Source organism: Kineococcus sp. NPDC059986 (genome assembly GCF_040702905.1).
Classification (GTDB): Bacteria; Actinomycetota; Actinomycetes; order Actinomycetales; family Kineococcaceae; genus Kineococcus.
Genome location: NZ_JBFBND010000004.1, coordinates 30984 through 49577, shown reverse-complemented (window position 1 = coordinate 49577; position 18594 = coordinate 30984). Strand labels below are relative to the sequence as shown.

Genomic DNA, 18594 nt, shown 5'->3' with positions numbered 1-18594 from the left:
GGTCGCCCGGCCCGTGGTTCACAGACCGCGGGCCCAGCTCTCCCCCACCGCGGCCGCCGTCCGCAGCACCTCACCGGCGCGGTCGCGGAGTTCTGCGGCCGGGCTCTGCTCGACGGGTCCCGCGAGCGAGAGCGCACCGAGCAATTCCCCCGCCGGCGTGCGGACTGGGACGCTGACGGCGGCCACCCCCACCGCCCGCTCGCTCACCGAGACGTGGTACCCGTTGCGGCGCAGTGCGTCCAGGTCGGCCTCGAGCGCCGCCCGGTCCAATCCGACGCCGCTGACGTCCGGGTGCCGCTCGAGGTGAGCCGACAGGGCCACCAGGTCGTCCTCGCCGAAGTCGACGGAGATCGCCTTCCCGGCTCCCAGGTGCAGCGGGAGGCGCCGGCCGATGGGGAGTTCGTAGCGCAGCGGGAAACGGCCGTCGACGCGCGCCACGAGCACCCGGTCGAACCCCACGCGTTCGTACAGGGAACACGTGAGTCCCGTCGCGGCGGCGAGTTCCTGCAGGAACGGGCGTGCCGTCGTGACGAGGCGGTCGTTGACGAGGAACGAGTGCGCCGCCGCCAGCACGGACGGTCCGATCCGGAACCGTCGCCCCTCGGCCGCCACGTACCCGCGGGACTGCAACGTGCCGAGGATGCGCGACACGGTCGGCAACGTCAGCCCGGTGCCCTGCGCGATGTCACTGAGGCGCAACGGCCCCGGTGCGCGTTGCAGCGTGTCGAGGACGTCGAGGCTGCGGTCGAGCGAGCGCATCGTCGAAGGTCCCTGGTCGGTCACACGCCCATCCTGCCCGACCCGCGCGACCGGCCCGACGCGTGGAGACGGCCGCCCGCGAGGAGACTGGGGCGATGACGTCGAGCAGTGCGGCTCCCGGCCGCGACGACACCGCCCCCTTCCACGCCGACCACGTCGGCAGCCTCCTGCGCCCACCCGCGCTGCGGACGGCCCGCGCCCGCCGTGACGCCGGCGAGATCGACGCCGAGCAGTTGCGCGAGGTGGAGGACGTGGCCGTCCGCGACGCGGTGCGCCGCCAGGCCGAGCTGGGCCTGCGGGTGGTGACGGACGGCGAGCTGCGCCGCCACTACTGGCACGAGGACTTCATCCTCTCCCTCGGCGGGATCGAGGCGAAGGAGTCGTTCACGCGGCAGTTCCGCACGCTCGACGGAGAGCCGGTCGACGTCCCGCTCACCCGGGTGAAGGCCACGGCCCCGGTCCACCTGGAGCACACGGTCTTCGGCGACCACCTCGCCTTCCTCCAGCAGGCCGCGCAGGAGCAGGGCGCCGGGCAGGTGCCGAAGCTGACGATGCCCTCGCCCAACCAGGTGCACAACAGCTTCATCCCCCTCGACGGCACCGCGGCCTACGGCGAGGGCGGTCCGGGCACGGACGCCGACGCCGCGCTGCGGGCCGACATCGCGGCCGCGTACACCGAGCAGCTGCGACGGCTGCACGCCCAGGGCTTGCGGTACGCCCAGCTCGACGACGTCTCCCTGACCTTCTTCGGCGACCCCAAGAACGAGGGCACCGCGCAGACCCGGCTGCCCGCGTTCATCGAGCTGTTCAACGCGGCCATCGCCGACCGGCCCGCCGACCTCACCGTCGCGACACACCTGTGCCGCGGGAACTACAAGTCCTCGTGGGCGCAGACGGGCGGGTACGAGCAGATCGCCGACGCGCTGTTCAACTCCCTGCAGGTGGACGGCTACTTCCTCGAGTTCGACGACGACCGCTCGGGTTCCCTGGACGTCCTGCGGTTCCTGCCTCCGGGCAAGCGCGTCGTCCTCGGACTGGTCACCACCAAGGTTCCTGACCTGGAGGACGAGGACGCCCTGCTGCGGCGCATCGAGGAGGCCGCGACCTTCGCGCCGCTGGAGCAGCTCGCGCTCAGCGGGCAGTGCGGGTTCTCCTCGACCGAGGAGGGGAACGACCTCACCGAGGACGAGCAGTGGCGCAAGCTCGACCTCGTCGTGCGCGTGGCAGAGCGCGTCTGGGGCTGACGGAGCTGGCGGTGTGGACGGTGACCGAGGCACCACCGTCCACACCCCCATCCACAGCCAACAGTCCGCAAACTCCTCTGCCGCACAAAGTTACGAGGCATTTGACCTACCACCACAGCTCTTGTTCGACTAACCTGGAACACATGAACCCCACCGTTCAGGACCAAGCAGCCGACGCCCTCACGCGTCTGGCGGCCGTCCTGGACGACCTCCTCACCCTGCCCACGGGAACCCTCGACCGCGACGACGTCGAACACCTCACCCGCAGTCTCTACGCCCTCGGCAACCGCCTCGACGCCACCAAACTGCACCTCCTGCGCCGCGCCCTGGAGCACGCCCCCGAGAGTTCCGTCGTCGACCTGCTCGCCACCTCCCCGGTGAACCTGTCCCGCACCCTGGCCCGCAAGGACGTCACCGCCGCCCGCCACACCGACCCTCACGTGCCCTGGGACGGACGCATCGGCGGCCTCGACGGCGACCGCGGATCCCTCGCTCTGATGGGTGGGGAACTCGCGGCCGGGAACACCACCCTCGCGCACTTCCACGGCGCCGTCACCGCCCTGCAGTCCATCCCCACCCCACTGCGCCGCGGCACCATCGCAGTCAAGGCGCGCCAGGACGGTGAGATCGTGTGGACCACCTACAACCGCAGTGACGTGCTCGACGGGTTCTTCACGACCTCCATCGCCACCCAACCCTTGGGCACCGCCGCCGCCCTCGTCGAGGACATCCTCACCTCGTCGACCCCGAACGCGTCGACCGGCACGTCCGCGACCTCGAACCGGACTCCGCCAGCCGCCGCACCCTCACCTTCACCCGCCGCCACGGCATGCTGCGCATGACCGTCGACCTGGACGAGGCCGCGGCCGTCGTCGTCCGCTCCGCCGTCGAAGCCGCCGCCAAACCCCTCCCCAACGCTTCTGCCGGGGACACCGGCGCAAGCAGCGGGCTGGGCGGAGAGAGCGACACCCGCTCGGTCGGGCAGCGCCGGCATGACGGCCTCGTCGAGTTGGTGACGACGGGTGCGCACCACCCCGCCAGCGACGTCGACCCCGTCGTGGCGCACAAGGCCACCGTCGTCCTCCGCGTCACCCTCGACGACACCGGTGAACTGCAGGCCGGTTCTGCCACCGCCGACACCCACGGCCCCGTCGCCGACGCGACGCTGCGCGCCGCCTCCTGCGACGGGGACGTCACCGTCGCCGTCATCGACCGCCTCGGCCGCCCCCGCTCCCTGCACACCCTGGACCGGCACGCCACCGAGGCCCAGCGGTTGATCGTGGCCGAACGGGACCGCGGGTGCATCGCGCCGGGCTGCGGGGCCCCGGCCTGGGCCTGCCACGTCCACCACGTCGTCCACTGGGCAGACGGCGGCCCCACCAGCATCGACAACCTCGTCCTGCTCTGCGGGCGGGACCACCGAGCCCTGCACGCCGGCCGCCTCGAAGTCCGGTTCGGCGACGACGGCTTGCCCGAGGCCAGGCGACTCCAACGGGACCTCGGCCAGCTCATGACCCCAGGACCCTGGACCCGCAACGACCACCCCGCCCTGCGGCAGCAGGTGGAGGAACTCAGCCGCGCCCTCGAACGGGACGACCGGGCCGCCTGAGCCGTTCCGCCCTGCGCTGGTGGTGGAGGTCGATGATCCGGTCCGCGGCGGCCCCGACGGGTTCGTGCTCCCACACACGCACCGGCAGCCAGCCGTGCGCGCGCAGGTGCGCGTCGGTGTCCCGGTCGCGGGCGGTGATGCTCGCGAGCTTCACCGCCCACCAGGCGGCGTTCGCCCGGGGCAGGTGCAGGTGCACCGGGCAGGAGCGCCAGAAGCACCCGTCGACGAAGAGCGCGATGCGGGACCCCCGCAGGACGACGTCCGCCCTCCGCCGACGGTTCGTCCCTGCCGGCGCGGTGTCGACGAGGTACCGCAGCCCCCGTCGGTGCAGTTCCCGGCGCAGCGCCAGCTCCGGCGCCGTGTCCCGACGCCGGGTCCGCCGCATGATGCCCGCGGCCGCCGGGGTCGACGGTGGCGGGGCCGGCCCGGGCTCGGCCCACTCAGACAGGTTTCTTCCACTTGAAGGTCTCGATGCGCCAGACCATCCACCCGAACCAGCAGCGCAGCCGATGCCCCTGAGGGAGCACACACGATCCAGCCGACACCGCGAAGTGACGGAGAACCTCGTCGTCCAGATGCAGCAGGTCCGTCGCTTCCCGCGCGATCTCCGTCAAGTGCTCGTCGCTCTCCCTCTCCAGCATGGCCCGCTGCTGCGACCACGGACCATTGCGACCCAGCGCGGCGTCGCTGAACCACCCACCCAGCGCGGCGGTCAGGGCTGGCCACCGAATACTCCACTCCGAGAACCGCTCGTCCACCCACGGGTCCACCGCGTTCACGGCCACCACGCGCGTCCGGTCGGTCCGCTCCACCACCACCCCGAGCTCTCGCGTGAACGTCAACTCCGGGTACGGCGACGAGATCGACGGCCACACGGCAACCCCCACGGTCCCGGCGGCCTCGACCACCACGTAGTCGCGCACCGAACCACCTTCCGGTGGCGACACGCCGGCCACCGCCCGTCGGACGACCTCCCCCGCCGTGGGGTCGAGCCGCGCGGTGGAGGGGCGCCACATCGACAGGAACTGCGGGAGGGTCACCAACGTCGAGGGATCGGCCGCCACCTCGGTCAAGCGCCGCTCGAGCCACTCGGCCCAGCTGGTCCACGACACCCCCTCCGGAGGATCGACCGAACACACCCCGCTCTTCTGCGCGATCTCCCGCTCGTCATCCGCGGTTCGCGCGCGCTCGAGGAACCGGCTCCACTCGTCGCGCACCTGCGCGTAGTCCGAGACCCCGTTCCGCAGACGGTGTTCCAAGGCCTCGCGAGGACACAGACCCCAGTTGCGTTCTCCGTAGACGCTGGCGGAGAGGAGGTCACCCTTCACCGTGCTCCTTCCAGTCGAAGGTCTCGACGCGCCAGAACATCCACTCCAGCCACCACCGCAGGTGGGACGGCTGGACGCACGACCCCGCCGAAGCGACGAACGCCAGCACGTCCTCGTCGTCCAGTTGCAGGAGCTCGCGCCCTTCGCGCACGAGAACAGCCAGTCGTTCGTCGCTCTCCAGCTCCAGCATCCGGCTCTGCTGGTACCACGGATCTCCTGTGCCGAGGGCCGCGTCGCTGAACCACCCACCGAGGGCTGCGGTCAGCGCGGGCCACCGGACGCGCCACTCCGGGAACCGCTCGTCCCTCCCCGGGTCGACGGCGTTCACCCGCACCACACGCGTCTCGTCGGTCCGCTCCACCACGACCCCCAGCCAGGACGTGAACGTGAGACGGGGACTGGTCTGGGTCGGACCGGGACGCATGACGACCCCGACCGTGCCGGGGGCCTCGACCACGACGTAGTCCCGGACTCCCTGCACCTGCGGGAGCTCGACACTCGACAGCGCGCGGTGCACCAAGTCCTCCGCCCCGGGGTCGACGTCCGCAGCGAACGCACGCCAGTGGGACGGGTGCCGCGGCAGGTCGTAGACCGTCGATTCGTCCGCCGCGACCTCGGTCAGCCGCCCCTCGAGCCAGTCGGCCCAGCGGGCCCACGACACCCCCTCAGGAGGAGCAACCGAGTAGACGCCGCTCCTCCTGGCGATCTCCCGCTCGTAGTCACCGGTTCGCGCGTCCTCCAGGAACCAGCTCCAGTTGTCGCGCACCAGCGCGTAGTCCGACACGTTGATGCGCAGGTGGTGTTCCAAGGCCTCCCGAGGACACAAACCCCAGTCCCAGTCCCCGTAGAGGCTGGCGGTGATGAGGTCACCTCTCACTGCGCTCCTTCCAGGTACGCCGTGTGGACGTACCACGATCCGTCGTCCGCTTCGAGGAGGACCACCTTGACGGTCGAGACCTCCACCGTCTCGAAGTCACCCGCCGCGGTCTTCCTCCAGATCACCCCCGATCCTGCCGGGGCCGGGGCGGAGAACTCGTATCCACTCTCTCCCCTGTCGATGGCCTCGTTGATCTTCGGCGCGGAGGCTTTCAGCGCACCGGTGATGACCGCCTCCGCTGTTTCCCGGTCCGTGAACCGTGAGGCGAACGGCGGAGGTCTGCGCTGGACCACGCCGTCTTCCACCTGCCCCGTCTCCAACCGCCGCTTCAAGAACTCATCATCCACGTCGACGTGCCGCCCGAGGGTGTGCGCCGAGAAGAAGACCTCGCTGCGCCCGAGGTCCACGCCGCCGTAGAGCTCGTCGACGCTCTGCGGCTCCGGGTTCCCGTCGTCGTCGAGGTGCTTCCTGAGGGGGTGCCCTTCCGGCAGCGTCTTCCCGAGGGGGCCGCCCCTCAGACTCCGCCCGACGAAGGCCATCCCGAGCGTCGCCCCGGCCGCGCCGTAGCGTCCGTCCCGCCAGTCGTCCCAGGCCACCGCGTCGGCCAGCGTCCGCACCGGGTGGACGACCGCGTCGAGCGTCGCAGCCGGGAGGCTCCGGACGGTCCCCGTCCACCCCGGCCGGTCCCACGCCCACCCGGCCGCCAGGTACGCCCCGTCCAGGAGCGCCCCACCGACGGTCCGGGCCGCGTCGTCCACGTGCTCACCCAGACGACGCGGGCGACGGGGCACCTGGTCGACGACGGCGAACACCCGGGCCGCGAACGTCTGCGTCAGTTCGTCGAACTCCGCGAGCACGACGCGACGACTCGCCTCCCAACGGTCGAGCTCCGCCCAGTCCGCGTGCCACGAGGCCAGGTCACCGACACCGGCGTCGATCCGGGTCTGCACCTGGGCGCGGCCGGCGTCCACCCGGGCCAGCTGCCCCTGCAGCATCCCCAGGTCCCGGGCGTACTCGGCCACGAGCTGGGCGCCGGCGCGGGCCGTGGTCTGCAGCGTCTGCACGTGCCGGTCCAGTGCGAGGACCTGCTCGGCGAAACCGTCCCGCGCCACACCCCACCACCCGCCGAGGGAGGCGACCGCGCGGTCGACGTCGGCGGCCACGTCGGCCGTACCGTCCGCGACCTCGCGCGCGGCGGTGGCGGCCGCGTCCGCAGCTCCGACCGACAACCCCGACAACTCGTCCACGCACCACCTCCTCCGGTGGCCGGGAAACTAGCCACGCAGCGGGGAGCACGACGTCCGTCGTCCACAGGGTCGTCGCCGGGACCACGCAGCGTGCACGTCCCGTGGCGCCGGTGGTGGGTGTCGTCACCACCTGGTAGGACAGGTTCGCTGTCACCGCCGACACCCGGAGCGCACCGTGGACACCACGCACCTCGTCGATCCCGAACTCCTCGACACCCTCCAGCAGCTGCCACCGCTGCAGCTCACTCCGGAGGCGCTGCCCGTCGTCCGCGAGCAGTTGGCCGCGGCGCCCCCGCCCCCGCTGCCCGACGGCGTCACGGAGGAGGAGGTGTTCGTGCCGCGCGAGGGGAAGGACCCGGTCCGCGTCCTCGTCCACCGGCCCGCCGGAACCGCCCACGACGCACCGGGCCTGCTGTGGATCCACGGTGGCGGGTACCTCATCGGCAGCCCCGACGCCGACCGGGCGCAGACGGGGACCTACGCCCAGCTCCTCGGCGCGGTCGTCGTCTCCGTCGACTACGGGTTGTCGCCGGAGAACGTGGCACCGGGACCGGTCGAGGACTGCTACGCGGCGCTGCGGTGGTTGCACGACCACGCGGACGACCTCGGGGTCGACCGGTCCCGCTTGGCCGTCGGCGGGGCCAGCGCGGGCGGTGGGCTCGCCGCGTGCCTCGCGCTGCTCGCCCGCGACCGGGGCGAGGTCCCCCTCGTGCTGCAGTTCCTCGTCTACCCGATGCTCGACGACCGGACGGTCACCGCACCGGACCCGAACCCCACCGTGGGGCAGTTCATCTGGACCCCGGAGTTCAACGCGTTCGGTTGGCGTTCCCTGCTCGGCGGCGAACCGGGTGCCGACGGGGTCTCTCCCTACGCCGCCGCGGCGCGGGCCGAGGACCTCGCCGGGTTGCCGCCGACGTTCCTGGAGGTGGGGTCGCTCGACCTGTTCCTCGAGGAGGACGTCGAGTACGCCCGGCGGCTGACGAGGGCGGGAGTCCCGACCGAGCTGCACGTGTACCCGGGCGCGTTCCACGGCTACCAGATGGTCGTCGACGCCGAGGTGACACGGACCTCCTTCCAGCTCGGGACGAGCGCCCTGCGACGCGCGCTCCGACCCGGGGACGGGGAAACCCCTCGACAGGACGCCGCCGGTCGTGCGACGGTGACGGGGTGAAGTTCAGCCCGTCCTGCACGACGACGCCGGTCCACCTCCGGCGTCGCCGTCAGCGCTGAGCTGACGTCAGAAGAGCCCCGGGGGTCACCCCCGGGGCTCTTCTCGTGTCCCCGGGAACCCCCACGAACCCGGGAGGAAACCCGTGCCACACCTCGCACCCCAGGACCACTCGTCCGTCGGTCGCCACCTCGGCCTCTTCGACACCTCACCGCTCGTCGGACCCGGTCTGCCCCTGTGGTTGCCGGCCGGCGGCGTCGTCCGCGGTGAGCTGGAACGGCTCGCCGTCGACCTGTCCCTGGCGACCGGCTGCCGCCGCGTCAACACCCCGGTCCTCGGCAAGCGGGCCCTCTTCGAGCGGTCCGGGCACTGGCAGAAGTTCTCCGCCGACATGTTCCCGCCGGTGCTCGTGGGCGAGGAGGAGTACGTGCTGCGCCCGGCGAACTGCCCCCACCACACCCAGGTGTTCGCCGCGCGACCGCACAGCTACCGGGACCTGCCCGTGCGCTACGCCGAACTCGGCTCCATGTTCCGCAGCGAGCTGTCCGGGGTCCTCACGGGGCTGCGGCGCGTCCGCCAGATCAGCCTCGACGACGCGCACTCCTTCTGCCGCCAGGACCAGGTCGTCGACGAGGTGCGCCTCGCGCTGGAGACCGTCGAGACCGCCTACGCGCTGCTCGGCCTTCCGGTGAGCAGGTTCCGCCTGTCCCTGCGCGGGTCCGGGGAGGGGCACCTCGGCGACGACGACGCCTGGCGACGGGCCGAGGAGGCCCTGCGGGAAGCCCTGGGCGACCGCGCCTTCGACGAGGCGCCGGGCGAGGCCGCGTTCTACGGCCCGAAGGTCGACGTCCAGGTGGCCGACGCCGCCGGTCGCGAGGAGACCGTGTCCACCGTCCAGGTCGACCACGTCCAGCCGGAACGGTTCGGCCTGGAGTTCGTGGGCCGCGACGGGTTTCGTCACCGGCCGGTGATGGTCCACCGCGGGGTCCTGGGCTCGGCCGAACGCCTCGTCGCGATGCTCCTGGAGGTCGACGCCGGCTGGTTGCCGACCTGGCTCTCCCCGGTGCAGCTGCGCGTCCTGCCGGTCAGCGGCGAACGCCACGGCGAGCACGCGGAACGGCTCGCCCGCCGGTTCCCCGGGCTCCGGGTGGACGTGGACGCCGACGGCCCGCTGCCGCGCCGGGTGCGGGCCGCCCGCGAGGGCCGGGTGCCGTGGGTGGCGGTCGTGGGGGACGCCGAGGTCGCCGGGGACGAGGTCGACCTCGCCGAACGCGGCGCCCGGGGCCGCCGGGTTCCGGTGGCACAGGCGCTGGAACGGGTCCGCGCCGACCTGGCCGCGCGCGAGGCGGTGCGGCAGTCCGGCTGAGCCTCAGCCCGCGAGCGCCGCCGCGCCCTGGCGTCGACGCGCCAGGGCCGGCTGCGCCGCGAGGACCGCGGCGAGGACGACGGCGGCGACCAGCGGGACGATCCCGCAGACGGCCATCCCGGCCCGCACGCCGACGTTCTCGGTGATCCACCCGATGATCGGTCCGCCGATGGGGGTGCCCCCCATGAAGACGAGGACGTAGAGCCCCATGACCCGGCCGCGGTACTCGGGGTCGACCCACAGCTGCACCGAGGAGTTCGCGATGGCCTGGAAGGCCAGGTTCGTGACGCCCATGACCACGAGCACGACCGTGAACGTCGTGAGGGTCGGGGCGAACGCGGCGAGGGTCTGCGCGGCACCGAACGCGGCGCCGAGCAGCAGGATGAGCCGCAGGCGTGAGTGGCTGCGGCCGCCGGCGATGAGCGCGCCCGCGATGGACCCGACGGCGATGACGATGTTGAACGTCCCGTACATGCCGGCACCGGCGTGGAACGTCTCGGACGCCATGGCGGTGAGGACGACGGGGAAGTTCAGCCCGAAGGTGCCGAAGACGCCGACGAGGGCGATGGTCCAGCCCACGTGCGGGCGGTCGCGGACGTACCGCAGCGCCGACCGCAACTGCCCCTTCTCCCGGGGCAACGGGGTGGTGCGGTGCAGTTCCGCCGTCCGCATCGAGGCGAGGGTGATCGTGGGCCCGACGTAGAGCAGCGCGTTGACGGCGAATGCCCACCCGGAACCGACGGTCCCGATGAGGATGCTGGAGACGGCGGGTCCGACGAGGCGCGTCGTCTGGAAGACCGCGGCGTTGAGGGCGATCGCGTTGCGCACGTACTGCGCGGGGACGACCTCGCCGACGAAGGACTGCCGGGTCGGGTTGTCGAGCGCGACGACGAAACCGCCGACGAGGGCCATGACGTAGATGGCGCCGACGGTGATGTGCCCGGAGATCGTGAGGACCGCGAGGGTGGTGGCGACGGAGGCGCTGCACAGCTGCGTGACGAGCAGGATGGTCCGCTTGGGGTAGCGGTCGGCGATCATGCCGCCGTGCATCCCGAACAGCAGGATGGGCAGGAACTGCAGGGCCATGGCGATGCCGACGGCCGCCGGGGAGCCGGTGAGTTCGAGGGTCAGCCAGTCCAGGGCGATGTTCTGCACCCAGACGCCGGTGTTCGCGAACGCCTGTCCGGTGGCGTAGATGCGGAAGTTGCGGACGCGCAGGGCGGCGAACGTGCTGCCCGTGCGGGCGGTGCGGTTCCGGGCGGGGCTGGTGGGGGTCGACTCGGTGCTGGCTTCGGCGGCTGCCGGTGTCACGAACGCGTGCCTCTCGTACTGTCCTTCGGGTGCTGACCTGGGGTGGTGGTCCCGGGTGGTGCCCCCGGGCCACTGACGCTGCGTCACCATCATCGGCGACGCGAGGGGTAGGCTGCACCGCAGTTGAGGGCTTATCAGTCATCACGGGTCGTGATGACCGCGCGACGGGGCGGTGGACGTGAGCGCCGGACAGGGGCCGACGGGAACCTTCGAGCCCGTGCAGCTGAAGACGTTCCTCGCTGTGTCGCAGACGCACTCGTTCACCCAGGCCGCCGCGCGACTGGGCGTCCGGCAGTCCACCGTGAGCCAGCACGTCCGCAAGCTCGAGGACTCCGTGGGCCGTCAGCTCATCCACCGCGACACCCACTCGGTGACGCTCACCCCCGACGGCGAGGCCATGATCGGTTTCGCGCGGTCGATCCTCGCCGCCCACGAACAGGCCGCGGCGTACTTCACGGGAGCCCGGCCCGTGGGTCGCCTGCGCATCGGGATGTCCGACGACCTGGCCCTGACGCGGTTGCCCCAGATCCTGCGCGACTTCCGGTCGGAGAACCCCCGGGTCGACCTCGAGCTCACCGTCGACCAGTCCGGGACGCTGCACCGGCGGCTGGAGAACGACCGCCTCGACATCTTCATCGGCAAGCGCCCCCGCGGTTCCGGGGAGGGCAAGCTCGTCAAGCGCGAGCGGCTCGTCTGGGTGGGCAACCCCTCGACCCGGCTCGACCTCACCCAGCCGGTCCCCCTCGCCGTCTACCCGTCGCCGTCGCTGAGCGGGACGGCGATGCACGAGGCGCTGGACCGCGTGGGCATCGGGTACCGGTCGGCGTGCGTGTGCCGCGGGGTCAACGGCCTCATCGCGGCCGTCGCGGCGGGCATCGGGGTCTCGTGCCTGGCGAGCTCGCTCGTCCCGCAGCAGCTCGTCGCCCTCGGCGCCCAGCACAAGCTGCCCGAGCTCGGCCAGATCGACCTCGTCCTGCTCACCAACCCCAAGACGCGGGACCGGCCGGCCTCGCGGGCCCTGGCCGCAGCCGTCCTGGCGAGCGGCCCCTCGGGCCTGTCCCCGGACCGCTGACCAGGACGCCGACCCGACGACTGACCCGACGACTGACCCGACGACCGGGACGGTGGACACCCCGGTGGACGCGACGGTCGACCCTCCGGTGGACGTGACACGGAGTCACCAGGGACTGCACAGCCCGTCCGGTTACGGTGCGGAGGTGCTCGATGGTCTGCACCGCCACCTCAAGGCCGTCTCACGTCCCGACCTCGTCGGGGACCTGCCCGCGCTGCTGCGCTCGGCCGGCCGCGCGGCCCGTGCGGCGGTGGGCGCCGACCACAGCGTCGTGACGGTGGTGGGTCCCGGCCACGGTCCGCACGGACGCCTGCACCTCGTCGACGGCGACGCCTTCCTCGACGTCGAACCCCCCGCGTGGGCCGTGCGCAGCAGCGGGGAACTCCTCGTCGCCCGCGCCCTCACCGTTCCCGGCCTCGCCGCCCCCGCCCCGCACGCCCTCGTCGTCCCCCTCGGCCGCGGGGAGGACGCGGCCGGGGTGCTCGTGCTCACCCGCACCACCCGGTTCACCCCCGAGGAGGAGCAGGCGGCGACGGTCCTCGGGCTCAGCCTCGGGCTCGCCGTCGACGTCACCCGGCTGACCGCGGCCGAGCGGTCCGCGGCGGCGACGGCGACCCGAGGCGTTCTGCTGGAACGCATCACGGGCCTGCTGCAGACGAGCGCGACGACGGCGGAGATCACCGCCCGCATCCCGACGGCGGTCGTCGAGGTCCTCGACTGCCTCTCGTCCTCGCTCTACGTCGTCGACGGCGCGGACCTCGTCGGGGCGTCGCACCCGCCGATCGCGGAACCCGTCGGCTCCCGGTTGCGCCGCATCACCCGCGACGCCGACACCCCGATGACCGAGGCCGTCCGCACGGGACGGCCCGTCGTCCTCACGCGCGCCGAGATCGGGCGCTACCGGGACCTGGAGGGGCTGGACCCCGACCGCATCGGGGTGGCGCTCGTCGTCCCGCTGACGGGCCGCGACGACCTGGTCATCGGGACCCTCACGGTCAACTGGGGCGACCGCTCGCCGCTGGAGCACACCGACCTCGGCCTGTTCGCGGCGGTGGCCGCGCAGCTCGCGGTGGCGCTGGAACGCGCGCAGCTGCTCGACGCCGAGCGGTCGTCGCGGATCGAGCTGTCCCGCTCGCACGAGGCCCTGGCCCGGCTGGCGCGCGACCTGCAGCGCGGCCTGTTGCCGCAGCGGTTGCCGCACCGGGCCGGGCTCGACGTCGCGACGCGGTACGCCCCCGCGCTGGCCGGCGCGGACATCGGCGGCGACTGGTACGACGCCGTCCAGGACGGGACCGACGTGGCGCTCATCATCGGCGACGTGCAGGGCCACAACACCCGGGCGGCCGGGCTCATGGGCCAGCTGCGCACCGCCGTCCGCGCCTACGTCAGCGAGGGCCACGACCCCTCGGCCGCCCTGGAGCGCACGAACCGGCTGCTCGTCGACCTCGACGCGGGGCGCTTCGCGACGTGCTGCCTCGTCCGCCTCGACACCGCGACCGGGATGCTCACCGTGGCCTCGGCGGGGCACAACGCCCCACTCGTCGTCGACGACGCGGGTTTCCGCGAGCTCGTGGTCGACCCCGGGCCGCCGCTCGGCGTCGACCACGGTGCCGTCTACCCCGCGACCCGCTACCGGCTGCTGGGCCGCAGCGTCCTCGTCCTGCACACCGACGGGGTCGTCGAGGTGCTCGGCGAGGGCTCCGAGCGCGGGGAGCAGGCGCTGCACGACACCCTGCGCGAGTCCGCGGGCCGTGCGCCCGCTCCGACCGCCGACGAGCTGGCGACGTCCCTGATGGCGGCGATCCCGCACGAGCTCACCGACGACGCGGCCCTGCTCGTGGCGACGTTCGCCGGCGCCGACGTCAGCCGGCTGGACGCCGCGCTGTGGCTGCCGCCGGACATCCGGGCCGTGGCCGCGGCGCGGGAGTTCCTGCGCGAGCGCCTCACGGCGTGGTCGACGGACGAGCTGCTCGACGAGGCCGAGCTCGTCCTGTCCGAGCTGGTGACGAACGCGCTCGTGCACACCGGCGGCGGCGCCGGTGTGGCCCTGCGCTTCGACGGGGCCGACCGGCGGCTGCGGATCGCGGTCCAGGACTCTTCGACGCGCTCCCCGCACGGCCGGGACGCCCCGCCCGACGCGCTCGGCGGGCGGGGGCTCGCCATCGTCGACGCCGTCGCGGACGCGTGGGGCGTCGAGGTGGCCGAGCACGGCAAGACGGTGTGGGCGGACCTCGCCGTCGAGGTCGACTGACCGCAGCCCGCCCGCCGACGGGTCAGCGACCGCCGAGGAGACCGCGGATCTGCTGCACCTGGTCGTCGCCGAGGCCGAGCTGGCCCATCACACCCTCGAGCCAGTGCGGTTCGCCGTCGCCGAAGAGGCCGCCGAGCAGGTCGTCCTCCTCCTCGTCCTCGGCGGCGGCCGCGATCGCGGGCCAGAAGCCGCGCGCGATCGTCCACGGCGCCGACTCGGACAGGATGCCCAGCGTCCCGAGGTCGGAGAGCCGCTCCCGCAGCTCCTCCACCGCCACGCCGGCCGCGGGGCCGAGGACGGCCGCGTTGTCGACGAGGGCGTCGAGGGCGGCGTCGTCGAAGGGCTGGCCCGTGACGGCCGAGGCGAGGACGGTGGGCAGGACGGCCTCGGCGATCGAGAACCCCTCGTCGAGGGTCGCCGGGTCCTCCAGCACGAAGCGCCCGACGAGCTGCCGGCGCAGTTCCCGCGGCTCCGGGGTGGGCTCGAGCCAGCCGTCGGCCTCGGCGCCGGGGACGAGCAGCGTCTCGTCCTCGCCGTCGAGCAGGCCGAGGTCGAGCATGAGCAGGACGACCTGGCGCAGCCACGGGACGTCCTCGAGCTCCTGCGGTTCGCCCTCCTCGTCGGCCGTGATGGGGACGGGGTGCTCGAAGGCCGCCAGGATCGCGGTGACGTCGTCGCCCGCGAGCTCGGCGTCGTCGGGGACGGTGAGCCCGTCGCCGACGTGCGCGAAGACGGCCTGGGCGGCGCGCACGGGGAACGAGGCGAGGACCGTCTCGTCCTCCTCCCCCTCCTCGACGTCCTCGGCCGCGGCCGCGAGCACGTCCGTGAGCTCCGGGGGCTCACCGGCGACGAGCACGAGACTGGTCTCGAGGTCGCCCGGGGTGCCCTGCCAGCGGCCCGTCTCCCCGAGGAAGGTCAGGAGCTGCCACCAGACGGCCTGCAGGTCCTCGGCCATCTCGTCCGGTTCGTCGGTGCCGGCGTCCTCGACCATCGCCGGGATGACCCGCGTGACGAGCACGTCGACGTCCTCGGGGGTGAGCCGCGTGAGCCGGGCCTGGGGCCGCAGGGTCAGCAGACCGCCCGCGCCGACGGTGAGGGCCTCGACGACCGCCTCGGGCCCGACCTCCTCGTCGACGTGCACGTTCTCGTCGAGCCACGTGGTGAACGGGGCGCGGAGGTCGGCCATGGCCTGCCGGCCGAGCGCGTAGGAGCCGGGTTCGAGGGTGTCGTCCACCGGCTCAGCCTGTCATCCCGGCGCGGGTGGGCTCCACCGTCGGCGGGGTCCCGGGCGTGAGCATCCCGCGAACGTTCACCCCGCCCGCGCCTCGGCGCGGTCCTGCGGGTCCTCCAGGTCCAGCGCACCCTCGTCGGCGAGCCGGGTGAGCGCGACGTGGACGGACAGCTGCAACCCGCGGACCACCCGCCACGGGCTGCGTCCCGGCACGACACCACCGGCCACCAGTTCGGTCGCGCGGCCGGTGCTGACGAGGTCGCGCAGGCGCCGCCCACCCTCGGCGACCTCGGCGGGCAGGTCGGAGGTGGCGAGGGCCAGGGCCGTCGCGACCGCGGGGTCGTGCCGCAGCAGGTGCACGAGGTCGGCCACCACCAGCCGGCGACGGGCGAAGGCGGCGTCGACGTCGCGCGCCGAGTCCCAGGCGGGCCACTGCGGCCCCCGCCCTCCGTCCGGGCGCAGGAAGCCCAGGGCCGTGAGCTGCGCCCGGAGCCAGGGTGTGCCGGCCGCGCGTCCGCGGAGCACCTCCTCGGCGTCCCGCACGACGCGGGTCCGGCGCAGGGGGACGAGTTCGACGGGCAGGCTCAGACGGGCGGTGTGCGCGCCGCGACCCAGCAGACCCCCGCGGCGGTCCGTCGCGGTCGCGGCCAGGGCGGCGGCCGCGTCGTCACCACCGCGCCACTCGCCCCGCTCGCGCAGGAAGGCCAGGTGGTGCAGCCACACGACCGCGACCGCGGCGGCCTCGGAGCGGCGGTCCAGTCCGTCGAGGTCGGCTCGCCGCCACGCCGCGCGCACCAGCGCCGCGACGTCGGCCGGGTCCAGGGACGTCACCACCCGGTCGAGCGACCCCTCGCCGCGCGCGGCCAGGACCTCTCGGCGCAAGTCCCGCCACGTGCGCAGGTGCGCGGCCAGGTCCTCCGACCCCAGGTGCGGGCACTGCTCCGCCAGCCACTGCGCGAAACTCCGGTCCACCTCGCGCACGGTGCGCTGCTCTCCCACGGAACCCCTTCCTCCGGCGGAGCCTCACCGTAGGCGGAACGGGCCCTCGTCCCCCGGGGTTGTCCACAGGCCCGGACCGTTCCGGACCTGTGGACCCCGGGAGGTCACCCGGTCGGGTTGCTCACTCGCCGATCTTCTCGTCGGCCGCCTGCTGCACCTTGTCGACCTGCTCTTCGTGCTGGCCGCCGGTCTTGGCGTCCGCGGCGCCGCCGGCCTTGTCGATGGCGGCGTCGCTGGCCTTCTCGGTGATGTCTCCGAAGTCGGGCACGGAGTTCTCCTTCGATCTCGTCGTGGTCGTTCCGGACGGTCCGAGTGTGGTCCGTCCTGCGGGGCTCGCACCCCGGAGTTCCGCACTGCGGGGCCGGCGGGCCGGCCGTAGCGTCGGACCCGGTGCAGCCAGCCGCCGATCCGTCGTCCCCGTCCCTGGAGACCGCCGTGGCGCTGCCCCGCACCGTCCTGAACCGAGCCCTCGCCCACGTCCACCGCCGCGACGGCGGGGCCTCGGGCGCGTCCCAGACGCTCACCGTGCAGCGCCCGACCGACCAGGTGTTCGCCGCGCTGCGCGATCCCGCCGTGCTGACGCGACTCCTCGGGGACCTCGGCCACGTGTCGGCGCAGGGTTCCCGCTACTCCTGGACCCTCGGCGAGGAGGGCGTCTCGACGGTGCTGGCCGAGACCACCGACGGTCTGCGCTTCGCCCGCACGGGTCCCGACGGCGTCGCCGAACCCGAGGACGACACCGAGGGCGGCGCGGAACGCGCCGTCGACCTGTTCGCCGAGTTCACGGTCACCCCCACGCGGGACGGCACCGGTTCGGAGGTGCGGGCACGGTCGCAGCTGCCCGGGGGAACAGCGGACTTCACGTTCCTCTACCGGTTGCGGGCGCTGCTGCAGACCGGGGAGATCCCCACCCTCGGACCCCAGCCCACGACCCGGGAGGAGGACCGCTGATGCGGGCCCTCGTGTGGAACGGCGTGAACGACCTCGCCGTCGAGACCGTCCCCGACCCCCACGTCGTGAACCCCCGCGACGTCGTCCTGCAGGTTTCGCTCACGACGACCTGCGGATCGGACCTGCACTTCATCGACGGCTACCTACCGGGGATGCGCCGGGGCGACGTGTTCGGCCACGAGTTCACCGGCACGATCGTCGAGGTCGGTCCCGACGTCCACGACCGGAAGGTCGGGGACCGCGTCGTGGTCCCGTCGTTCATCGCCTGCGGGAACTGCTGGTACTGCGACCGTCAGCTGTACTCGCTGTGCGACACGACGAACCCGAACGCCGCGGCGCAGCAACCCCTGCTCGGCTACCCCTCGGCCGGGATCTACGGCTACACGCACCCCTTCGGCGGGTACGCCGGCTCGCACGCCCAGTTCGTCCGCGTGCCGTTCGGTGACGTGAACTGCTTCCCCGTCCCGGAGGGAGTGGACGACCTCTCCGCGCTGTTCGTCTCCGACGCCGTCCCCACCGGGTTCATGGGGGCGGACTTCTGCGACATCTCCCCCGGCGACACGGTCGCGGTGTTCGGCGCCGGTGCCGTCGGCCTCATGGCGGCGGCGAGCGCGAAGCTGCTCGGCGCCGAACGCGTCATCGTCGTCGACCGCCTCCCCGAGCGGCTCGCCGCGGCCCGCGAGCACGTCGGCGCCGAGACGGTCGACTACTCCGAGGTCGACAGCGTGCAGGAACTGCTGCGCGAGACGACCGGTGGACGGGGACCGGACGCGGTCGTCGAGGCCGTCGGGATGGAGGGTCACGGGACCGGACTGCAGAACGTCGTCGACCGCGCCAAGCAGGCCGTGCGCGTGGAGACGGACCGCGCAACCCCGTTGCGCGAGGCCGTCCTGGCTTGCCGCAAGGGCGGTGTCGTCGCGCTCCTCGGTGTCTACGGCCTCACCGACTCCTTCCCCACGGGCGTGGTCCTCAACAAGGGGCTGACGATCCGGGCGGCGCAGCAGCACGGGCAGCGGTACGTCCCGCGCCTGCTGCACCACCTGGCCGAGGGGGAGTTGCAGACCTCGTTCCTCGCGACCCACCGAATGCCGTTGGAGGACGCGGTCGAGGGGTACCGGATCTTCAAGGAGAAGGAGGACGGCTGCCTGCGCGCCGTCTTCTCCCCCTCCTGAGCCGGGCTC

The 18594-nt window shown here is 73.2% G+C and carries 18 protein-coding genes and 1 pseudogene; 10 read left to right on the top strand and 9 right to left on the bottom strand.

Annotation, left to right across the window (positions count from 1 at the left end):
• Positions 1–18: 18 nt before the first annotated feature.
• The gene (locus AB0637_RS05075) at positions 19–783 is read right to left on the bottom strand and encodes an IclR family transcriptional regulator (RefSeq protein WP_366170085.1); all 765 of its coding nucleotides are present in this window, start codon (positions 781–783) and stop codon (positions 19–21) included.
• A gap of 71 nt (positions 784–854) precedes the next feature.
• Here AB0637_RS05075 and AB0637_RS05070 point away from each other — a divergent pair, with 71 nt between their 5' ends.
• The 4 genes and pseudogenes from AB0637_RS05070 to AB0637_RS05055 all read left to right on the top strand — a co-directional run bounded on the left by AB0637_RS05070 (position 855) and on the right by AB0637_RS05055 (position 3612).
• The gene (locus AB0637_RS05070; protein WP_366170084.1) at positions 855–2003 is read left to right on the top strand and encodes a 5-methyltetrahydropteroyltriglutamate--homocysteine S-methyltransferase; all 1149 of its coding nucleotides are present in this window, start codon (positions 855–857) and stop codon (positions 2001–2003) included.
• 143 nt (positions 2004–2146) lie between these two features.
• The gene (locus AB0637_RS05065) at positions 2147–2845 is read left to right on the top strand and encodes a hypothetical protein (RefSeq protein ID WP_366170083.1); all 699 of its coding nucleotides are present in this window, start codon (positions 2147–2149) and stop codon (positions 2843–2845) included.
• Positions 2815–3237: pseudogene (locus tag AB0637_RS05060) on the top strand (DUF222 domain-containing protein); the annotation flags it as partial. The gene AB0637_RS05065 and the pseudogene AB0637_RS05060, both read left to right, overlap by 31 nt.
• Positions 3238–3282: 45 nt before the next feature.
• The gene (locus tag AB0637_RS05055; protein WP_366170214.1) at positions 3283–3612 is read left to right on the top strand and encodes an HNH endonuclease signature motif containing protein; all 330 of its coding nucleotides are present in this window, start codon (positions 3283–3285) and stop codon (positions 3610–3612) included.
• On the opposite strand, the gene AB0637_RS05050 is transcribed toward AB0637_RS05055, so the two are convergent.
• Genes AB0637_RS05050 through AB0637_RS05035 form a run of 4 tightly spaced genes read right to left on the bottom strand, consistent with a single transcriptional unit; the run spans position 3575 to position 7064 of the window.
• The gene (locus tag AB0637_RS05050) at positions 3575–3997 is read right to left on the bottom strand and encodes a very short patch repair endonuclease (RefSeq protein WP_366170082.1); all 423 of its coding nucleotides are present in this window, start codon (positions 3995–3997) and stop codon (positions 3575–3577) included. The genes AB0637_RS05055 and AB0637_RS05050 overlap by 38 nt on opposite strands.
• A gap of 55 nt (positions 3998–4052) precedes the next feature.
• A complete protein-coding gene (locus tag AB0637_RS05045; protein ID WP_366170081.1) occupies positions 4053–4940 on the bottom strand; it encodes a hypothetical protein in 888 nt (295 codons plus the stop codon).
• Positions 4930–5817 carry a hypothetical protein gene (locus tag AB0637_RS05040; protein WP_366170080.1) on the bottom strand — a complete coding sequence of 296 codons (888 nt, stop codon included), beginning with the start codon at positions 5815–5817 and terminating at the stop codon, positions 4930–4932. Before AB0637_RS05040 ends, AB0637_RS05045 begins: the two co-directional genes overlap by 11 nt.
• Complete coding sequence (locus AB0637_RS05035; RefSeq protein WP_366170079.1) at positions 5814–7064, bottom strand: RNase A-like domain-containing protein; 1251 nt, start codon at positions 7062–7064, stop codon at positions 5814–5816. Before AB0637_RS05035 ends, AB0637_RS05040 begins: the two co-directional genes overlap by 4 nt.
• Positions 7065–7239: 175 nt before the next feature.
• Between AB0637_RS05035 and AB0637_RS05030 the strand changes: the two genes are divergently transcribed.
• Together AB0637_RS05030 and thrS are read left to right on the top strand one after the other, a co-directional pair.
• Entirely contained in the window at positions 7240–8235 is a 996-nt protein-coding gene (locus tag AB0637_RS05030; RefSeq protein ID WP_366170078.1) for an alpha/beta hydrolase, read from the top strand.
• Between the two features lie 142 nt (positions 8236–8377).
• Complete coding sequence (gene thrS, locus AB0637_RS05025; protein ID WP_366170077.1) at positions 8378–9598, top strand: threonine--tRNA ligase; 1221 nt, start codon at positions 8378–8380, stop codon at positions 9596–9598.
• Positions 9599–9601: 3 nt separating this feature from the next.
• Here thrS and AB0637_RS05020 read toward each other — a convergent pair whose 3' ends face one another.
• A complete protein-coding gene (locus tag AB0637_RS05020) occupies positions 9602–10909 on the bottom strand; it encodes an MFS transporter (protein ID WP_366170076.1) in 1308 nt (435 codons plus the stop codon).
• A gap of 178 nt (positions 10910–11087) precedes the next feature.
• Between AB0637_RS05020 and AB0637_RS05015 the strand changes: the two genes are divergently transcribed.
• Together AB0637_RS05015 and AB0637_RS05010 are read left to right on the top strand one after the other, a co-directional pair.
• On the top strand, positions 11088–11981 hold the full coding sequence (locus AB0637_RS05015) for a LysR family transcriptional regulator (protein ID WP_366170075.1): 894 nt from the start codon (positions 11088–11090) through the stop codon (positions 11979–11981).
• A 145-nt stretch (positions 11982–12126) separates the two neighbouring features.
• On the top strand, positions 12127–14232 hold the full coding sequence (locus AB0637_RS05010; RefSeq protein WP_366170074.1) for an ATP-binding SpoIIE family protein phosphatase: 2106 nt from the start codon (positions 12127–12129) through the stop codon (positions 14230–14232).
• A gap of 22 nt (positions 14233–14254) precedes the next feature.
• Here AB0637_RS05010 and AB0637_RS05005 read toward each other — a convergent pair whose 3' ends face one another.
• From AB0637_RS05005 to AB0637_RS04995, 3 genes are all read right to left on the bottom strand, one after another.
• On the bottom strand, positions 14255–15466 hold the full coding sequence (locus AB0637_RS05005) for a hypothetical protein (RefSeq protein ID WP_366170073.1): 1212 nt from the start codon (positions 15464–15466) through the stop codon (positions 14255–14257).
• Between the two features lie 75 nt (positions 15467–15541).
• A complete protein-coding gene (locus AB0637_RS05000; protein ID WP_366170072.1) occupies positions 15542–16462 on the bottom strand; it encodes a hypothetical protein in 921 nt (306 codons plus the stop codon).
• 121 nt (positions 16463–16583) lie between these two features.
• Positions 16584–16730 (bottom strand): antitoxin, encoded by a 147-nt coding sequence (locus tag AB0637_RS04995; protein WP_366170071.1) that lies wholly within the window; start codon positions 16728–16730, stop codon positions 16584–16586.
• Positions 16731–16852: 122 nt separating this feature from the next.
• On the opposite strand from AB0637_RS04995, the gene AB0637_RS04990 reads away from it, so the two are divergent.
• Both AB0637_RS04990 and AB0637_RS04985 read left to right on the top strand, forming a co-directional pair.
• Entirely contained in the window at positions 16853–17413 is a 561-nt protein-coding gene (locus AB0637_RS04990; protein ID WP_366170070.1) for a hypothetical protein, read from the top strand.
• Positions 17413–18585: a zinc-dependent alcohol dehydrogenase gene (locus AB0637_RS04985; protein ID WP_366170069.1), complete on the top strand. Its 1173-nt coding sequence runs from the start codon at positions 17413–17415 to the stop codon at positions 18583–18585. The genes AB0637_RS04990 and AB0637_RS04985 overlap by 1 nt, the downstream gene beginning before the upstream one ends.
• Positions 18586–18594 lie beyond the last annotated feature (9 nt).